The following is a 17,425-nucleotide window of genomic DNA, read 5'->3' on the forward strand; positions in this document are numbered from 1 at the left end:
GGGCCCAACTCGCCCTGGGCGAGGGCGGATCAGAAGCGACGCGTGATCAGCGCGCGCTTGACCTCCTGGATCGCCTTGGTGACCTCGATACCGCGCGGGCAGGCGTCCGTGCAGTTGAAGGTCGTGCGGCAACGCCACACGCCGTCCCGGTCGTTGAGGATCTCCAGGCGCTGCTCGCCCGCCTCGTCACGGCTGTCGAAGATGAAGCGGTGGGCGTTCACGATCGCGGCCGGACCGAAGTACTGGCCGTCGTTCCAGAACACCGGGCAGGAGGACGTGCAGGCGGCGCAGAGGATGCACTTCGTCGTGTCGTCGAAGCGCTCACGGTCCTCGGCGGACTGCAGACGCTCGCGCGTCGGCTCGTTGGTGTCCTTCGTGATCAGGAAGGGCATCACGTCCCGGTACGCCTGGAAGAACGGCTCCATGTCCACGACCAGGTCCTTCAGGACCGTGAGGCCCTTGATGGGCTCGACCGTGATCGGCTTCTCGGGGTTGATGTCCTTGATCAGCGTCTTGCACGCAAGGCGGTTCTTGCCGTTGATCCGCATCGCGTCCGAACCGCAGATGCCGTGCGCGCAGGAACGACGGAAGGTGAGGGTGCCGTCGACGTCCCACTTGATCTTGTGGAGACCGTCGAGGACACGCTCCTTCGGGTCGATTTCCAGCTGGAAGTCTTCCCACGTCGCCTCGGCCGAGACCTCCGGGTTGAAGCGGCGGACCCGGAAGGTGACGGTGATGTAGGGAGAGGCGGCGGACTCCGCCTCCACCTTGTCCAGAACGGGAGTTGCCATCAGTACTTACGCTCCATCGGCTGGTAGCGGGTCTGGACGACCGGCTTGTAGTCGAGACGGACGGATTCCGACCCGTCGGCGCCGACCTCGCGGTACGCCATGGTGTGGCGCATGAAGTTGACGTCGTCGCGGTTCGGGTAGTCCTCGCGGTAGTGACCGCCGCGGGACTCCTTGCGGGCCAGGGCCGACACCGCCATGACCTCGGCCAGCTCGAGCAGGTTGCCCAGCTCGATCGCTTCCAGGAGGTCCGTGTTGAACCGCTTGCCCTTGTCCTGGATCGCCACGTTCTTGTAGCGCTCGCGCAGCTCGGCGATCTTCTCGACCGCGGTCTTGATCGTCTGCTCGGTGCGGAACACCATGACGTTCGCGTCCATGGTCTCCTGCAGCTCACGACGGATCGTGGCCACCCGCTCGTTGCCGGTGGAGTTGCGCAGCCGCTCGATCTGCTCGACGACGAAGGCCTCCGGGTTCTCCGGCAGCTCGACGTAGTCGGCCGTGTGGGAGTACTCGGCGGCGGCGATGCCCGCACGGCGGCCGAACACGTTGATGTCCAGCAGCGAGTTGGTGCCGAGGCGGTTGGCGCCGTGCACGGAGACACAGGCGACCTCGCCGGCCGCGTACAGCCCCGGGACGACGGTGGTGTTGTCCGAGAGGACCTCACCCTCGACGTTCGTCGGGATGCCGCCCATGGCGTAGTGCGCGGTCGGCTGGATCGGGATCGGGTCCGTGTAGGGCTCGATGCCGAGGTAGGTGCGCGCGAACTCGGTGATGTCCGGGAGCTTGGCGTCCAGCTGCTCCGGCGGGAGGTGCGTGAGGTCCAGGTAGACGTGGTCGCCCTCGGGACCACAGCCACGGCCCTCGCGGATCTCCGTGTAGATGGAGCGGGAGACGACGTCACGGGACGCGAGGTCCTTCATGACCGGCGCGTACTTCTCCATGAAGCGCTCGCCGTCCTTGTTGCGGAGGATGCCGCCCTCACCACGGGCGCCCTCCGTCAGCAGGATGCCCATGCGCCAGATGCCGGTCGGGTGGAACTGGAAGAACTCCATGTCCTCCAGCGGCAGACCGCGGCGGTAGACGGCGGCCTGGCCGTCACCGGTCAGCGTGTGGGCGTTCGACGTCACCTTGAAGAACTTGCCGGTGCCGCCGGAGGCGTAGATGACCGCCTTCGCCTGGAAGACGTGGATCTCACCGGTGGCCAGCTCGTACGCCACCACGCCGGCCGACTTCTTGACGCCGTCGACCTCGGTGATCAGCTGGTCCAGGACGTAGAACTCGTTGAAGAACTCCACGCCCTCCTTGACGCAGTTCTGGTACAGCGTCTGGAGGATCATGTGGCCGGTGCGGTCGGCCGCGTAGCAGGACCGGCGGACCGGGGCCTCACCGTGGTTGCGGGAGTGACCGCCGAACCGGCGCTGGTCGATCGTCCCGTTGGGGGTCCGGTTGAACGGCAGGCCCATCTTCTCCAGGTCGAGGACGGCGTCGATGGCCTCCTTCGCCAGGATCTCGGCGGCGTCCTGGTCGACCAGGTAGTCACCGCCCTTGACCGTGTCGAAGGTGTGCCACTCCCAGTTGTCCTCCTCCACGTTGGCCAGCGCGGCGGCCATGCCGCCCTGCGCGGCGCCCGTGTGGGAGCGGGTGGGGTAGAGCTTGGTCAGGACCGCGGTGCGGCTGCGCTTCGTCGACTCGATGGCGGCGCGCATGCCCGCGCCGCCGGCGCCGACGATGACGGTGTCGTACTTGTGGATCTTCATGATTCTCGCAGCCCCGTGCCTAGCGGATGTTCGGGTCGAAGGTGAAGATCACCAGCGTGCCCAGCAGGATGGTGAACACCGTGGCGGTGTAGAGCAGCCCCTTGAGCCACAGCCGGGTGTTCGCGCGCTCCGCGTAGTCGTTGATGACCGTGCGCAGGCCGTTGGCTCCGTGCAGCATGGCGAGCCAGAGCATCAGCAGGTCCCAGACCTGCCAGAACGGGGACGCCCAGCGGCCGGCCACGAAGGCGAAGCCGATCTTGGAGACGCCGCCGTCCAGCACGAGCTGGATCAGCAGGTGGCCGAGGACGAGGACGACCAGCACGACGCCGGACAGGCGCATGAACAGCCAGGCCGCCATCTCGAAGTTGCCCCGGGTGGACCGGGGGGTCTTCTTGGTCCGCTTGCGCGGCGCCTCGATGAGCGGGGCCGGGTTGTCGACCGTGTAGACGGGGGCGCCCTCGACGGGGCCGACTCCGGACGCGGTGGTTTCAGTCGTGGACATGGGCGTCAGCTCCCGAACAGAACACGAGCGGCGTGGCCGAGAACGGGGTAGATCGCCCCGGCCATCAGGACGACCCAGACGCCGACGACGGTCCAGAGCATCTGCTTCTGGTAGCGCGGGCCCTTCGACCAGAAGTCGACGGCGATGACGCGCAGGCCGTTGAGCGCGTGGAAGAGGATGGCGGCGACGAGGCCGTACTCCAGCAGCGCGACGATCGGCGTCTTGTACGTGGCTACGACCTTGTCGTAGTCCTCGGGGGAGACACGGACAAGTGCGGTGTCCAGCACGTGAACGAACAGGAAGAAGAAGATGAGGACGCCGGTGACTCGGTGAGCCACCCAGGACCACATTCCTTCCCGGCCGCGGTACAGCGTTCCAGCCGGCACGGAAGAACCCTCCGGGAGCGGGGACTAGGGCCGCGCCGGCTTCGGTGTCGGTCGGGCCCGGCCGGGTACGGTCCACCGGCCCTCAGCATCGTATCCATGCGGTGCGCCGCCGCTTACGGGGGGCCTACCTGTGTGATCAAACTGGCATCGGATGGGCTATTGCGCTGCGGCTACTGGGGTGGCGTGTCCGGTTATTTGCCGGGCGCGGGCGCGTTGTGGCCGGCTGCGTTCCGCGGTGGAGCCGCTGGTGGATGCGGCATCGTGTCCCCGAGGAGCTGGGACAGCCGCTGCCCCGCGAGGCGCCGGAGTTCTTCCGCCGCTATCACCCGCTCCTCCTCCGGATCGTTCGTCAATCGTGACCGGATGCCTTCGAGGATGCGGTCGAGGGCCTCCTCGCGAGGACAATCACCCAGATAGATGACGAAAACGTGTCCGAATCGGGCCTCGTAGGCCGCGTGGGCCGCGCTCAGGGCCGTGTGGGCGGCGGAGTACGTGTCCTCCGGCAGCTCGGGCAGCGACTCGCTCGCCAGTGCCTCGGACAGATCCCCCGGCGCCAGGTCGTACGCCGCCTCGTCCGCCGCCGCCAGGAGGGAGTCCAGGTCGGGGTAGGGGCGGTGCTCGGCCAGGCGACGGGACCAGTGCAGGCTGCGCAGACAGTTCAGCAGCAGGGCGCGGGACTCGTCGGCGGGTGCGGCGTTGAAGGCGTCCAGCGGTTTGGGGAGGTACGGGAGACGGTGCGCAGGCAGCGTGGGTCCTCGCGTCACATGTGGTGTGGCAGGGGATGTCGTGAAAGGTGTGTCATCACGTTATCGAGAGTGGTCACTGTGTGTCCGACGGATGCCCGAATTTCACTCCAACGGGAGAGTTTCGGAACGTCTCGGTGACGAGTGAATCCTCGATCGGACGTACGTTGGCTGGGTGAGCCAGCACAGGCGCCGGGCCCCGGCGCAGAAGGTGAGGCGGAAGCGGGCGGTCGTGACCGCCGCGTTCGCGGGAACCGTCGCGCTCGGCGTGGGCGTCGGCGTGTGGGCCTCGGCGGGCGGCGGCGGTGGCGGGAAACCGGTGGGGAGCGCGGCGCAGGCGCCGTCGGACCGCACCTCGGGTGCCGGGTCCGGGCACGCCGCCACGCCGAGCAGTCCCTCGCCCAGCCGGTCCTATCCGCTCTCCCGGGCGCCGCGCACCATACCCGCGGTGCGCTCCCACACCCCGGCCCGCGGTCCGGGCTGGCGCGCGCAGCGGGGCGAGCGGGTGGTGGTGAGCGATCCGGAGCTGGCCGACGAGGGGCGGCTGATAGCCGGGGAGCTGGGGCTGTCGTACGCGGGGGAGAAGGACGACGTCCGGGCCGGCGATCTGCGGCTGGCTCTGGGCAGCGGGGGCGGGAACCCGGAGTCGTACACGATGACCGTGCGCGACGGGCGGGTCGACATCAGCGGACCCGGCGACGCGGGCGTCTTCTACGGCACCCGCACCCTCAAGCAGGAGGTCCACGGGGGCGGTACGGCGCCGGAGGGCGTCGTACGGGACGAGCCCGCCAAGCCGCGGCGCGGCTTCATGCTGGACATCGCGCGCAAGCCGTACACCGCCTCCTGGATCGAGGACCGGATACGCGAGCTGGGGGACCTGAAGTACAACGAACTGGGGCTGCACTTCTCCGACGACCAGGGCTTCCGGATCGAGTCCAGCACCCATCCGGAGATCGTCTCCACGGACCATCTGACCAAGGCGCAGGTCAAACAGATCGTCGGGCTCGCGGCCGCCCGGCACATCACCGTCGTGCCCGAGATCGACTCGCCCGGGCATCTGGGCGCGGTCATCGCGGCCCACCCCGACCTGCAGCTGCGCAACGTGAACGGGGTGGCGACCCGGGGTGCGGTCGACATCTCCAAGCCCGCCGCCGCGAAGATCGTCGACGACCTGCTGGGCGAGTACGCCGGGCTCTTCACCGGCGACCAGTGGCATCTCGGCGGCGACGAGTACCAGGCGCTGACCGTGGCGAACCCGCAGGCGTCGTATCCGCAACTGGCGGCCGCCGCCCGGCAGAAGTACGGGTCCGGCGCGACCGTCGCCGACCTCGCCACCGGCTGGCTGAACGACCGGGCCGCCACCGTGCGCGCCCACGACCGGACCATGCGGGCCTGGAACGACGGCTTCTTCCGCAACACCTCGGTGCAGCCCGCCAAGGATCTCCAGGTCGCCTACTGGACCGGCAAGGAGATCGGCGCCCGGCAGCCGGTGGAGTACCTGAGCGCGGGCCGCAAGGTGCTCAACTACAACGACGAGTTCCTGTACTACGTGCTGGGGGAGCCGCAGACCTTCGTCTATCCGACCGGGCAGCGCATCTACGAGCAGTGGAACCCGCGGGTGCTGCGCGGCACGACCGCCGTACCGGCGAGCTACGACGGCCAGATTCTCGGCGGGTCCTTCGCGGTGTGGAGCGACATCGCGGGCGCCCAGACGCAGGACCAGGTCGCGGCAGGTATCCGGATGCCGCTGCGGGCCACCGTGCAGAAGCTGTGGGACCCGCGTAAGCCCGCTCTGTCCTGGGCGCAGTTCAAGCAGCTGGCGGACCGGCTGGGCTGATTCTTCAGGTGGACATGCCAGGCCGGTGAACCGTATCTTCCGCGTGCCACGACGTACTTGGGGCACACGGGGGGATTCACCATGAACACTGATGTCATGAGCGCCGGCTCGAAGGGCGCCCGGCTGCGTTCGCCGGTCGGGCCCGGCAGGGCCACTGCCGTGCTGCTCGGCCTGGTCGCTCTGGCCGACCTGGTGGCCGTCGTGGCCGGTCTGAACGTGTACCGCGTGGCGGACGGCCTCGCGGCGGGCACCGGCGCTTTCGGCAGGCGTCTCTCCGCGCGCGCCGACCGGGCGGACGCCCTGTACTCGGTGGCGGGGGGCGCCCAGAGCGTGCTCTGGCTGGTCTGCTCGGTCGTGTTCCTGGTCTGGTTCTACCGGGTGCGGGTGAACGCCGAGGTGTTCAGCCCCGACGGGCACAGCAAGTCGCGTGCGTGGACCGTCGCCGGCTGGGTGGTGCCCATCGCGAACTTCTACTTCCCGCGGCGCATCGCCCTGGACGTCTGGGACGCCAGCCACCCCGCCGGTGTGCGGGCGCGGCACGGGCTGATCAACGCCTGGTGGGGGTTCTGGCTGCTCTCCACCGGCGTCGGCCGGCTCATGCAGAGCGAGTACGAGGCGGCGCGCACCGCGTCGGCCATCCGGGACGCCGCGCTGCACGTCATGATCGCCGACGGCGTCGACGTCCTGGCCGCCGCGCTCGCCGTCCTGTTCGTGCTGCGGCTGACCCGCATGCAGCACGAGAAGGCACTCGCCGGACCTGTGTTTGTCCCGGCTCTTGGCTGAAAACCCACTGCTGTGACACTCTCTCGCAGTCGCACGCAGTTAGGGGAAGTGCGGGCTCCGTAAAGGCGGCGCCCTGGCGAGGGAGGCTTTCATGAGCCTGGTGGAACTGATCGCTCAGGCCGACGAACGCGGACTGGCTGCCAGTGGGCTGGCTTGTTTGGACCGGTGCGTGCCCTTGTTGGGCGGTGACGACGAGGTGCTGCGCCCCCTGTGGGCGAGCCTCGTGGACGGCTCCGAGTGGACCGCCGGCCTGGAGAAGGCGCGTGGCGCCCTCGGTCCGGCGCAGGCCGGCGAGGACGAGGCCGAGCAGCTCGCCCACCGCATGCTGGACGCGGCCCCTGCCGAGCGCACCGCCGAGGAGATAAGGGCGTGGGCCGACGCCTGCTCCGTCGCCTCCCTGCGCATCCACCGGCTTCTCGACCCGGCCGCGGGCGGCGGCTCGCCGGCCGACGAGCCGGAGACCGGGCGCGCGGGCGGCGACACGGACGCGTCCCCGCTCGTCGCCGCCGAGCTGCGCCGCCAGGTCGTCGTCCTGGAACTCCTCGCCGAGCACGGCCCGAACGGGCTGCGCCGCGCCCTGGACGTCTCGGTGGAGGGCCGCCGGGTGCTGCAGGCGGTCGTGTCCCGCCGCGCCCGCAGCCGCGGCTGACCGGAGTCCGAACCCCGGTTCCGGGGGAGTCCTGTGACTGTTGTGCGGTGGCGGTGGGGCGGTCCTGCACCGGTTGGGAAACGTGGCCCGATCCGGGTGACGGATGCCGGGCCCCGCCCGCTTCTCCCTATGTGACAGCGCAGTACGTGACAGCACAGCAGGAGACCAGGCCGCACGCGGCGGCGAAGCCCGTCCGGTGGGCGGCCGACGCGGTGGCGACCATGCGCGAGGGCGCGCGGGTGCGGCTCGACTACTCGGCACAGAGTCTGTGGCGGGTGGACCGGATGATCGAGGACATCCGCCGCGAGGATCCGCCCTACGCGGCGGTCGAGAACGTGCTGCGCGGCTTCGGCGCCTACGCCGGCGAGGTCATCGTGCGCCAGACCGGCGCCGAGTGGTGGTCGACCGGCGGCGACCACTGGATCCGCACACCCGACGGCAAGTTGTGGGACCCCGTCGAGGAGGCCCGCCGCTGCTTCGCCGGCCAGGGCTCCCTGCGCCTGCTCTGCCGCGACGCGTCCGCCTCCGCCTCCGCATGAACACCCGGCGGGGGTGAATCTCCGTCCCGTCCAATCCGTGGACGATGTGCGGAAGCCGCCGTCGTACGAGCCCCAGCGATCAGCATCCGCGCCGTACGGGTGGCCCCAGGCTCCGGCGGTACGTCGTGCGGGCAGTCGCGTGCCGTTGGTGGTGGCGTGCTCACGGCGGACTCACGCGCCCACCTCTTCGAGCACAGCGGGACCCTCGCCCGTTCTGTCTGCTCACGGCAGCCGTCGCCGCGACTGTCAGGCGCCGCGGGCACCGGACTTGCGCCGGGAATCCGACGGCGGACTTCAGGATGCCGCCCCACCCGGAGAGTCCAGCCACGGGAACCTGTCGCCCCGATCAGCCGATGGAGTCGCTCAGGCCCAGCACCTGTGGGTTTTCGCCGGGGAAGTTCCTGGGCATGCCCGGCACATCGATGGTGCGCCCGTACACGCCGGCCAGGAACTCGACGGCGCCGACCGGGAACTCGAACCACTCGGCGTTGTCCGTGCGGACGACCACCGGCCATGCGTCCGGGTCCGCAGGACTCGTCTTCCAGTAGAAGGAATCCCCCGAATTGGACTCAGCCCAGGAGATCAGGCCCCCGGGCTGCGGGAAGGGAACGTACCCCTCGGTGTCGCCCATCTCGTACAGATCCTGAAGGATCTCGTCCTTCAGCATGTCGTCCCTCGGTCCGAGCAACCATGGTGTGTTCAGCGGGCACTTGGCCCTGTCCGGTGTGAAGCGACCTGTGCGACGCACCGCAGGGTAAGCAGGTGAGATGCTCGTGCGCCGCGCGGGGGCGGTGCGGGTGGACTGCCCGCCGCCGACTGTGACAAATCTGTGAGCTCCGGCGCTGATGACCGTGGGGCGTGGGACACGGGCGACCGTGTCGCACGACGGGGATTCGAGGCGAGCGCGGGCGCGGCCCGGGCTCGGTACGGACGAGGACGGTTCTTGGGCCACGTAAGGGAACCCCGCCGCGTGCAGGCGTACGACGGGGAATTGGGCGCGGCCGTCGCACGGGCCCAGGACGGTGACGAGAACGCCTTCGCGGTGGCCTACCGGATCGTGCAGCCGGGCCTGCTCGGCTATCTGCGCGGCCTCGTCGGCGAGGACGCCGAGGACGTGGCCTCCGACGCCTGGCTGGAGATATCCCGCGACCTCGGCAGGTTCCGGGGAGACGGCGCGGGGTTCCGCGGCTGGACCGCGACCATCGCCCGGCACCGGGCGCTGGACCACCTGCGCAGGCAGCGGGTACGGCCCCGGGGGACGACGCTCGAACAGGACGTACTGGACCTGCCGGGGCCGCACAGCACCCACGAACAGGCGCTGGAGTCCATATCCACCGAGCGCGCCCTGGAACTGGTCCGGTCGCTGCCGCGCGACCAGGCCGAGGCCGTCCTGCTGCGGGTGGTCGTCGGCCTCGACGGCCCCTCCGTGGCGCGTGTCCTCGGCAAACGCCCGGGTGCGGTCCGTACGGCCGCGTACCGGGGGCTGAAGCGGCTCGCCCGCCAGCTGGGCGTCCAGGACGCGGTGGACGCAGGTGTGACGGATGACGGCTCCCGGACGCTGGGGGAGTCGAAATGAACGCTGACGGCCGCCGGCCGTATGGATTCTGCAGAGACAGTGGGGCGAGGCCCCCGGCAGATCCGGGACGCCGCACGGGCCGCACTAGGAACAGGATCGGGAACGGACATGGGTGAACGGCACAGCGGCGACGAGCCCGGCCGCCGGCGCGGGCACCCTGGCGGCACCGTCCTCGGGCCGGCCCCGGCCGACCGGACCGACCGGGACCCCGCCTTCGAGGCGCTGCTCGGTGCCGCGCTCAGCCGGGGCGCAGCCTCGGGCGCTGTCGACCCCGAGGCCGAGCGGCGCGCCGTGGCCGCGTTCCGCGCCGCCCGTGACTCCGGGGCGCACGCGCTGCGCACCCGGCGCCGGGACGACTGGCGGCCGCGGCAGGCGCGCGGCGCCCGGCTCTCGCTGAAGGCCACGCTCTCGGTGTTCCTCGCGAGCGTCGCGCTGGGCGGCGTCGCCTTCGCCGCGATCGACTCCGTCGGGTCCCGGAAGGACGACGCCGGGCAGCAGAAGCGGCCCTCGGCGAGCGCACCGGGACACTCGAGCGCGGAGCCGGCCGGTCCCGGGTCCGCAGGTGCTTCGGCGCGCCCCCATCACCCGGCCACGGCGAAGGACACCCTGGCCCACTGCCGTGCCTACGAGCAGGTCAAGGACCATGGCAAGGCCCTCGACGCGACGGCCTGGCAGCGGCTCGTCACGGCGGCGGGCGGCCAGGAGAAGGTCGCCGGCTACTGCGCCGAGCGGATCGCACGCGCCGACGGCGCGACCGGCAACAAGAACGACAAGAACGACAAGAGCGACAAGACGCGCAACAGCGGCAATGGGCGCAGCAGTTCCGACAGCAGCAGTGGCAATGGCAGCGGTAGCGGCAAGGGCGACAACAGCGGCAAGGCGGGCGTGAGGCCCACCGGCTCCGCCGACCCCGGGAAGTCCGGCGGGAAGAAGTAACGTCGTTACCCGCTGCCGGGCGTGAGGATCCATCTGCCGACGCGAGGATTCACCCGCTCTCGGACGTCGGCTCGACGGCGCCGTGCGGCGCCAGGGCAACGGCCGGGGCCGCCACCCCCCACAGGAGAGGCCCCGGCCGTCGCGCTCGCGGGCCGCCGTGCGGCCCGTACTTCCTTCAGCGTCGTGAGTGCGTTTTCTGTCACACATCGGCGTGTCTCGAGTTAGTTGCATCTTCTACCGACCTGGACGCGAGCGGTTTCACGCCGTAACGTGCCTTTCGCGCCGACCGAAGACGGGCGTAAAGGGAGTGCGGTGCTGGGGGACGACGCGGAGCTGACCACCGCGGTGCGTGCGGCACAGGACGGGGATGAGACCGCGTTCCGTACGGTGTACCGCGCGGTGCACCCGAGGCTGCTCGGATACGTACGCACGCTGGTCGGCGACCCTGACGCCGAGGACGTGACGTCCGAGGCCTGGCTGCAGATAGCCAGGGACCTCGACCGGTTCAGCGGTGACGCGGACCGCTTCCGGGGCTGGGCCGCCCGTATCGCCCGCAACCGGGCCCTGGACCACATACGGATGCGCGGCCGCCGTCCCGCCATAGGCGGCGACGAGACGGAACTGACCGGCCGGGCCGCCGAGTCCGACACGGCCGGCGAGGCCATCGAGGCCCTGGCCACCGGCAGCACCCTCTCCCTCATCGCCCGGCTTCCGCAGGATCAGGCCGAGGCGGTGGTGCTGCGCGTGGTGGTCGGCCTGGACGCCAAGTCCGCGGCCGAGACCCTCGGCAAGCGCGCGGGCGCCGTACGTACCGCCGCGCACCGCGGTCTGAAGCGGCTCGCGGAGCTGCTCGGTGACGATCCGGAATCGGCGGGCGTGCTCGACGCGCTCCCTCCCCAGCGAGAACCGCGTCGTCGCGCGGTGACGTCCGCAACTGTGACGCATACGCGTGCGAGGACGCAGAAGGACATGTGATGGCCGACGAGCACAACAAGTGGCTTACCCGTGATACGGCGGAACGTCTGCTGCGCGGTGAGTCGCTGGAAGCCGTCGACGCCTCCTCATCCGAACAGGCCGAACGGCTTGCGAAGGCGCTGGGCGCACTCTCCGCCGAGGTGACTCCCGCGGCCGGTGAACTCCCGGGCGAACAGGGTGCGTTGGCCGCGTTCCGCAAGGCCCGCGAGGCGGCCGAGGCCGAACGGACCGCCGCCGCGCTCGGTGACGGCACCCCCGCCGGGCGCTCCGGCCGGCCCGCGAGCGTCACCGACGCGGGCCTGGTCCGCATCGGCTCCCCGACCCGTACCGGAATCCGCGCCCGTCGCCCGCGCTGGGCCCGCCCGGTGCGCTTTGCACTCGCAGCGGCGGTGGCCGCTGGCACGCTCGGCGGGGTCGCCATGGCCGCCGGCAGCGGCGTGCTGCCGATCCCGTTCCACGACGATCACCCGGATCCCGCCTCCTCCGTCTCCGCCGCCCAGAGCCCCGGGCAGCCGCACACCTCGCCCACGCCGCAGTCCCCCGAGGGCATCCGCCCGAGCACGGACGCTCCCGACGGCGGTACGAGCGGGACCCTCGCCCCCTCCGGCGGGGCCACCCACCAGGGCACGCACCCGGGTGCCACGCCCGGTTCGGGTGAGGCCTCCGGGGCCCCCGGCACCTGGTGGCAGGTCGCCGACGCGGCCTGCCGCGACCTGAGGGACGGCAAGGAGCTGGGTTCCGACCGCAGGCGGGTCCTGGAGGGCCTGGCGGGCGGCTCCTCGCGGGTGACCACGTACTGCAAGTCCGTCCTGGCAGGTCAGTACAGCTCCGGCGGTACGGGCAGGGGCACCGGCGACGACGAGGGCGGCAAGGGCCACGGGGACGACGGCGACGGCAAGGGCGACGGCAAGGGTGACGGCGACGGGAACGGCCAGGGCGGTGACGGCGACGGTCACCAGGGCCGGGGCCATGGCCACCGCCACGACCGCCGGGGCGGCGCAGCCAGCCCCGCACCCTCGGTCTTCGTGCCCCTCGGCCCGGGCCGGAAGGCCGCCGGACCGGTGCCCTCGCCGAGCCCGTCGTACACCGCGCTCTGAGTTCTGTTGGCGCTCATCACGCCTGTGACCTGCGGTTTTGTAAGCCGCGAAAATTTTTCCGCGAGGGGTGTGACGTTTCCGGACCCCGCGACGCAGTAATGAGTGAGCCGACTGGTCATCGGCCGTAGCACTGAGCCGGGGTTCCCCCCGTACCCGCGGCTCGTGCACCTGGCGCGGGCGGGACACGTTCCCCCGGTCCCGCCCGCGCCCCGCTTCTCACCAGGACACGACGACCTTGTCGCCGATCCTCACCCGCGCGAACAGCCGCGCGATCGCCGCCTCGTCCCGCACGTTGACGCATCCGTGCGAACCGCCCGCGTAGCCGCGCGCCGCGAAGTCGTAGGAGTAGTGCACCGCCTGGCCGCCGCTGAAGAACATCGCGTACGGCATCGGGGAGTGGTAGAGGGTCGACACGTGGTGCCGTGACTTCCAGAAGACGCGGAACTCACCCTCGCGGGTGGGGGTGTACTGGCTGCCGAAGCGGACGGACACCGTCTCGACCGTGCGCCCGTCGACCATCCAGCGCAGCGTCCGGCTGGTCTTGCTGACGCACAGCACCCGGCCGGTCAGACAGCGCGGATCGGGCGCGGCGGCGGGCTGACCGCCCATCAGGTACAGCTCCCAGCGGCCCGGCCGGTGCGTCATGGCCAGCAGCCGCTGCCAGGTGACGGTGTCCAGCTCCCCGGTCCGCGGCAGCCCGCGCCTGCCCTGGAAGCCCCGGACGGCCTGCTCGGTCAGATCGTCGTACGTCCCCGTCGGCCCGTCGAACAGCCACTCGACCTGGCGGAGCCGGGCCTGCAGCTCGCGCACGCCGGGGCCGCTGTCCCCGCGCGACCACAGGACCCGGGGCGCGGGCCCCGCAGCGGGGGTGCTCTGGGCCGTCCGGGTGGGTTCCGGGGCGGAGCTGGAGGGCAGCTGGAACTGCACCGGCAGGCGGTGCTTGCCGTCGGCGTCCGTGGGCTGCACGGTGCAGCCGCAGAGCGCGGCGAGGGCGGCGGCCGAGACGAGTAGGACGGCTGGTCTCCCCGGGATCGTCATGCCAGGGATGTTTCCCCGCGTGACCGCCGCCGAACTACGGGGCATGGTGAGGAGGGACAAACCGTACTGCGGAGGCATCCATGGCGCGTGAGTCGGAGTCGGGGCTGCCGATCGAGCCGGTCTACCGGCCGGCGGACCTCACCGGGTGGGACCCGGCCGGGAAGCTGGGCGAACCGGGGGCGTACCCGTACACCCGCGGGGTGTACCCGACCATGTACACCGGCCGCCCCTGGACCATGCGCCAGTACGCCGGGTTCGGCACGGCGGTGGAGTCCAACGCCCGCTACCGGCAGCTGATCGCGCACGGCACCACCGGGCTGTCCGTCGCCTTCGACCTGCCCACCCAGATGGGCCACGACTCCGACGCGCCCCTCGCGCACGGCGAGGTGGGCAAGGTGGGCGTGGCGATCGACTCGATCGAGGACATGCGGGTGCTGTTCGACGGCATCCCGCTGGACCAGGTCTCGACGTCGATGACGATCAACGCCCCGGCGGCCCTGCTGCTCCTGCTCTACCAGCTGGTGGCCGAGGAGCAGGGCGTCCCGGCGGACCGGCTGACCGGCACCATCCAGAACGACGTCCTGAAGGAGTACATCGCCCGCGGAACGTACATCTTCCCGCCGAAGCCCTCCCTCCGCCTGACCGCCGACATCTTCAAGTACTGCACGGCCGAGATCCCGAAGTGGAACACCATCTCGATCTCCGGCTACCACATGGCCGAGGCGGGCGCGTCCCCCGCGCAGGAGATCGCCTTCACTCTCGCCGACGGCATCGAGTACGTCCGCACGGCGGTCGCGGCCGGTATGGACGTGGACGACTTCGCACCCCGCCTGTCCTTCTTCTTCGTGGCCCGTACGACGCTGCTGGAGGAGATCGCCAAGTTCCGCGCGGCGCGCAGGATCTGGGCCCGGGTGATGAAGGAGGACTTCGGCGCGCGGAACCCGAAGTCGTGGATGCTGCGGTTCCACACCCAGACGGCCGGGGTCCAGCTGACGGCCCAGCAGCCGGAGGTGAACCTGGTGCGGGTGGCGGTGCAGGCCCTCGGGGCCGTGCTCGGCGGCACCCAGTCGCTCCACACCAACTCCTTCGACGAGGCCATCGCCCTTCCGACGGACAAGAGCGCACGTCTCGCGCTGCGCACCCAGCAGGTCCTGGCGTACGAGACGGACGTACCGGCGACGGTGGACCCGTTCGCGGGCTCCTACGCGGTGGAGAAGCTGACCGACGACGTCGAGACGGCCGCGCTGGACCTGATGCGGAGGGTCGAGGACCTCGGCGGCGCGGAGGCGGCGATCGAGCACGGATTCCAGAAGGCCGAGATCGAACGCAACGCGTACCGCATCGCCCAGGAGACGGACTCCGGCGAGCGGGTGGTCGTGGGCGTCAACCGCTTCCAGCTGGACGAGGAGGAGCCGTACGAGCCCCTGCGCGTGGATCCGGCCATCGAGGCGCGCCAGCGGGAACGCCTGGGCGTGCTGCGCTCCGAGCGGGACCAGGGAGCGGTGGACTCGGCCCTGGCCGCGCTGAAGAAGGCGGCCGGGGGCGAGGAGAACGTGCTGTACCCGATGAAGGAGGCGCTGCGCGGGCGGGCGACGGTGGGGGAGGTGTGCAACGCGCTGCGGGAGGTGTGGGGGAGTCACGTGCCCTCGGACGCGTTCTGAGCGCCCGCACCGGATCCGATGTCGTGGCCCCGTGCGACACTCCCTCTCATGTTCGGCGTCATCGACCTCCCCACCTATCTGGCCGGCCTCGCCCTGATCGTCCTGCTGCCCGGCCCCAACTCCCTGTACGTGCTCTCCGTGGCCGCCCGGCGCGGTGTGCGCTCCGGCTACACCGCCGCCGCCGGCGTCTGGTGCGGGGACACCGTGCTGATGACGCTGTCCGCCGCCGGAGTCGCCTCGCTGCTCCAGGGGAACGCCGTGCTGTTCGGCATCGTGAAGTACGCCGGTGCCGGATATCTGACCTGGCTCGCGTTCGGGATGCTGCGGTCCGCGTGGGCGATGTGGCGCGGCCGGCGGGAGCAGGCCGTCGAGGAGGCCGCGCCGGTCGCGCCGGCCGAGGAGCGGCCCTTCCGCCGGGCCCTGGTCGTCAGCCTCTTCAACCCCAAGGCGATCCTGTTCTTCGTCGCCTTCTTCGTGCAGTTCGTGTCAGAATCCAACCCGGTCGTGGGCTTCGTGACTCTGGGCGTACTCGCCCAGTTTGCAAGCGTGTTGTACCTGTCTGCGCTCATCTTCGGCGGGTCTCGTCTGGCTGCTGCGTTCCGTCGTCGGAGGAGGCTCAGCGCAGGGGCTACCTCGGCCGCCGGAGTGCTCTTCCTCGGCTTCGCCGTCAAGCTGTCTTTGGCAAGCGTGTAGGGGGCTGGCATGGCTCACCTTGAGGATGCTGCGGCCGTGTTCGCCTGCATGAGCCCCCCAGGAGCAGCAGCGGGCACTAGGAGCCCTGGGCTTGCCTGAGAGGCTCCAGAAGGAGCCCAAGGAGCCTGCCGTCACCCCGTTCGCGGCTCTGGGCAGTAGGCCGAGTAGGCGGAAGCGGCAGCCGATCACCGTGACGGTGCTCAGAGGGTGATACCGGCCCGCTTGGCCAACTTGGTCGGCCGCTCGTTACTTCGTTTGTGCTTGGACACGAGTACTCGGATCAGTTCCATGCTCGTTGGGCGGACCGCTGCCATCTCGGGAGCGACTCCCGCCCCCACCCGCGCAAGGTGGGGGCTTTCGTCATGCGCGGGGCCGTCCCACGTTACGCGAGCGGGCACGTGAGGTCGGGGTGGTGACGGTTCGGGCAGCACACCAGGTTGAGCGAGACGATATTGCCCGGCCGGTTGTAGTACACCCAGCTCACGTCCACGCCGACCGGCAGGACATCCAGCACGTATTCGCGTCTCGTGTCCAGGCTCGCGTACGCCTGACGGCCGTCCTCGCGCTGCATCGGGGGGGTGTCAAGAAGGTGCTTGACCATCCAGTCGAGAGCCGCTGTGGCGTCCGTCCAGGTGCGCTCATGGGCCGCCTGGTTCCGCTTCATCAGCCAGTGCCCGGACATCATGGGCGGCAGGTTCGAGGTCGGGAACTCGGCCATCACTTCGCGGTACCGCTGAAGGATGCGGATGGCCGCCTTGTCCTCGTCCGAGGCGGGAGGAGCAGGGGGGTCAGGATGCGGAGGCCGCCGGTCGCCTTCCCGGTGGTAGCTGTCGGGCGATCCGATCCACGGGCCGTAGCCGTGGAAGTGTCCTGTCCAGCTCATGCGCGCCTTCCAAGAGGGGAGGGCGGGCCGCCCTGATGCGCGTAGGACGACCCGCCGGGGATGAGAGGTGTAACAGGGTCAGGCGGTGAGGCCGCGGTTCTTCACCCAGCCGAGGGCGAAGTCGTCGAGCTCGGCTGCGGTGAACCGCAGCTCCTTGCCGGCGCCCTCGGGCTTGGAGTCGCGGACCACGTACGAGTCGGCGGCGCCGGGGATCGCGGCGAAGTCGACGCAGCCCTCGGTGCAGGGGCCTCCGCAGAAGTTCGTCGTCTCGACGCCGTCCGCCGGCAGGGTGTAGAGGTTGCCGTCCATCGGGTAGTCCTTCCTGGTGCAACGTTGCGGAGATGCGGTCTCCGCGCCGTAGTGCACTTGCCGACCACCCCGGCCCGGCCTTCCTGTTCCTGGCCGGGGTGGGCGCTTGGCTCCGCCCCCGAGGGGCGTTGGCCGTGGGGGAACGACCGGGGAGTCACCTCGGGGACGGATGTTCAGGTGGCCAGTTGCCAGTAGGCCGCCATGATCGACACGGACGCCGCGATCATGAGCCCTTGGAGAAGCCATTGGCGCCGGCCGAGCGGGCGCTTGTGC

Annotated in this window: 19 protein-coding genes; 10 read left to right on the forward strand and 9 right to left on the reverse strand. The window is 70.7% G+C overall.

What is annotated here, in order from left to right:
* Nucleotides 1-29: 29 nt before the first annotated feature.
* The 5 genes from FB157_RS14700 to FB157_RS14720 form a co-directional block, all read right to left on the reverse strand.
* Nucleotides 30-791, reverse strand: coding sequence for a succinate dehydrogenase iron-sulfur subunit (locus FB157_RS14700; protein ID WP_145879711.1), 762 nt, complete (start codon nt 789-791; stop codon nt 30-32).
* Nucleotides 791-2,545, reverse strand: a complete 1,755-nt coding sequence (gene sdhA, locus FB157_RS14705) for a succinate dehydrogenase flavoprotein subunit (protein ID WP_145879714.1) — start codon at nt 2,543-2,545, stop codon at nt 791-793. The genes FB157_RS14700 and sdhA overlap by 1 nt, the downstream gene beginning before the upstream one ends.
* Before the next feature lie 19 nt (nt 2,546-2,564).
* Nucleotides 2,565-3,047: a succinate dehydrogenase hydrophobic membrane anchor subunit gene (locus FB157_RS14710; protein WP_145879716.1), complete on the reverse strand. Its 483-nt coding sequence runs from the start codon at nt 3,045-3,047 to the stop codon at nt 2,565-2,567.
* A 5-nt stretch (nt 3,048-3,052) separates the two neighbouring features.
* Nucleotides 3,053-3,433, reverse strand: coding sequence for a succinate dehydrogenase, cytochrome b556 subunit (gene sdhC / locus FB157_RS14715; protein ID WP_043406142.1), 381 nt, complete (start codon nt 3,431-3,433; stop codon nt 3,053-3,055).
* A gap of 191 nt (nt 3,434-3,624) precedes the next feature.
* Complete coding sequence (locus FB157_RS14720; RefSeq protein ID WP_145879718.1) at nt 3,625-4,197, reverse strand: 2-oxo-4-hydroxy-4-carboxy-5-ureidoimidazoline decarboxylase; 573 nt, start codon at nt 4,195-4,197, stop codon at nt 3,625-3,627.
* A 154-nt stretch (nt 4,198-4,351) separates the two neighbouring features.
* Between FB157_RS14720 and FB157_RS14725 the strand changes: the two genes are divergently transcribed.
* The 4 genes from FB157_RS14725 (at nt 4,352) to FB157_RS14740 (ending at nt 7,984) form a co-directional block, all read left to right on the forward strand.
* A complete protein-coding gene (locus FB157_RS14725; RefSeq protein WP_186581506.1) occupies nt 4,352-6,013 on the forward strand; it encodes a glycoside hydrolase family 20 protein in 1,662 nt (553 codons plus the stop codon).
* A gap of 96 nt (nt 6,014-6,109) precedes the next feature.
* Complete coding sequence (locus tag FB157_RS14730; RefSeq protein ID WP_145879720.1) at nt 6,110-6,796, forward strand: DUF4328 domain-containing protein; 687 nt, start codon at nt 6,110-6,112, stop codon at nt 6,794-6,796.
* Between the two features lie 91 nt (nt 6,797-6,887).
* Nucleotides 6,888-7,445 (forward strand): hypothetical protein, encoded by a 558-nt coding sequence (locus FB157_RS14735; RefSeq protein ID WP_145879722.1) that lies wholly within the window; start codon nt 6,888-6,890, stop codon nt 7,443-7,445.
* Nucleotides 7,446-7,591: 146 nt separating this feature from the next.
* Nucleotides 7,592-7,984 carry a hypothetical protein gene (locus FB157_RS14740; RefSeq protein ID WP_186581507.1) on the forward strand — a complete coding sequence of 131 codons (393 nt, stop codon included), beginning with the start codon at nt 7,592-7,594 and terminating at the stop codon, nt 7,982-7,984.
* Between the two features lie 346 nt (nt 7,985-8,330).
* Here FB157_RS14740 and FB157_RS14745 read toward each other — a convergent pair whose 3' ends face one another.
* Entirely contained in the window at nt 8,331-8,672 is a 342-nt protein-coding gene (locus tag FB157_RS14745) for a hypothetical protein (protein WP_261386315.1), read from the reverse strand.
* 255 nt (nt 8,673-8,927) lie between these two features.
* Between FB157_RS14745 and FB157_RS14750 the strand changes: the two genes are divergently transcribed.
* From FB157_RS14750 to FB157_RS47285, 4 genes are all read left to right on the forward strand, one after another.
* Nucleotides 8,928-9,560, forward strand: coding sequence for an RNA polymerase sigma factor (locus FB157_RS14750; RefSeq protein WP_145879726.1), 633 nt, complete (start codon nt 8,928-8,930; stop codon nt 9,558-9,560).
* Between the two features lie 108 nt (nt 9,561-9,668).
* Nucleotides 9,669-10,496, forward strand: a complete 828-nt coding sequence (locus FB157_RS14755; RefSeq protein WP_145879727.1) for a hypothetical protein — start codon at nt 9,669-9,671, stop codon at nt 10,494-10,496.
* A gap of 312 nt (nt 10,497-10,808) precedes the next feature.
* Nucleotides 10,809-11,471 carry an RNA polymerase sigma factor gene (locus FB157_RS14760; RefSeq protein ID WP_145879730.1) on the forward strand — a complete coding sequence of 221 codons (663 nt, stop codon included), beginning with the start codon at nt 10,809-10,811 and terminating at the stop codon, nt 11,469-11,471.
* On the forward strand, nt 11,471-12,568 hold the full coding sequence (locus FB157_RS47285) for a hypothetical protein (protein WP_186581508.1): 1,098 nt from the start codon (nt 11,471-11,473) through the stop codon (nt 12,566-12,568). Before FB157_RS14760 ends, FB157_RS47285 begins: the two co-directional genes overlap by 1 nt.
* Nucleotides 12,569-12,784: 216 nt before the next feature.
* Here the strand turns inward: FB157_RS47285 and FB157_RS14770 are convergent, their stop codons facing one another.
* Entirely contained in the window at nt 12,785-13,606 is an 822-nt protein-coding gene (locus FB157_RS14770; protein ID WP_145879732.1) for a L,D-transpeptidase family protein, read from the reverse strand.
* 80 nt (nt 13,607-13,686) lie between these two features.
* Here FB157_RS14770 and FB157_RS14775 point away from each other — a divergent pair, with 80 nt between their 5' ends.
* Together FB157_RS14775 and leuE are read left to right on the forward strand one after the other, a co-directional pair.
* Complete coding sequence (locus FB157_RS14775) at nt 13,687-15,267, forward strand: methylmalonyl-CoA mutase (RefSeq protein WP_145879734.1); 1,581 nt, start codon at nt 13,687-13,689, stop codon at nt 15,265-15,267.
* 48 nt (nt 15,268-15,315) lie between these two features.
* Nucleotides 15,316-15,960 carry a leucine efflux protein LeuE gene (gene leuE, locus FB157_RS14780; RefSeq protein ID WP_145879736.1) on the forward strand — a complete coding sequence of 215 codons (645 nt, stop codon included), beginning with the start codon at nt 15,316-15,318 and terminating at the stop codon, nt 15,958-15,960.
* Between the two features lie 382 nt (nt 15,961-16,342).
* Here leuE and FB157_RS14790 read toward each other — a convergent pair whose 3' ends face one another.
* Both FB157_RS14790 and FB157_RS14795 read right to left on the reverse strand, forming a co-directional pair.
* Nucleotides 16,343-16,843, reverse strand: a complete 501-nt coding sequence (locus tag FB157_RS14790; RefSeq protein WP_145879738.1) for a hypothetical protein — start codon at nt 16,841-16,843, stop codon at nt 16,343-16,345.
* Nucleotides 16,844-16,921: 78 nt separating this feature from the next.
* Nucleotides 16,922-17,152, reverse strand: coding sequence for a DUF397 domain-containing protein (locus FB157_RS14795; RefSeq protein WP_145879740.1), 231 nt, complete (start codon nt 17,150-17,152; stop codon nt 16,922-16,924).
* Nucleotides 17,153-17,425: the final 273 nt, after the last annotated feature.

Source organism: Streptomyces sp. BK340, assembly GCF_007827595.1.
GTDB lineage: Bacteria > Actinomycetota > Actinomycetes > Streptomycetales > Streptomycetaceae > Streptomyces.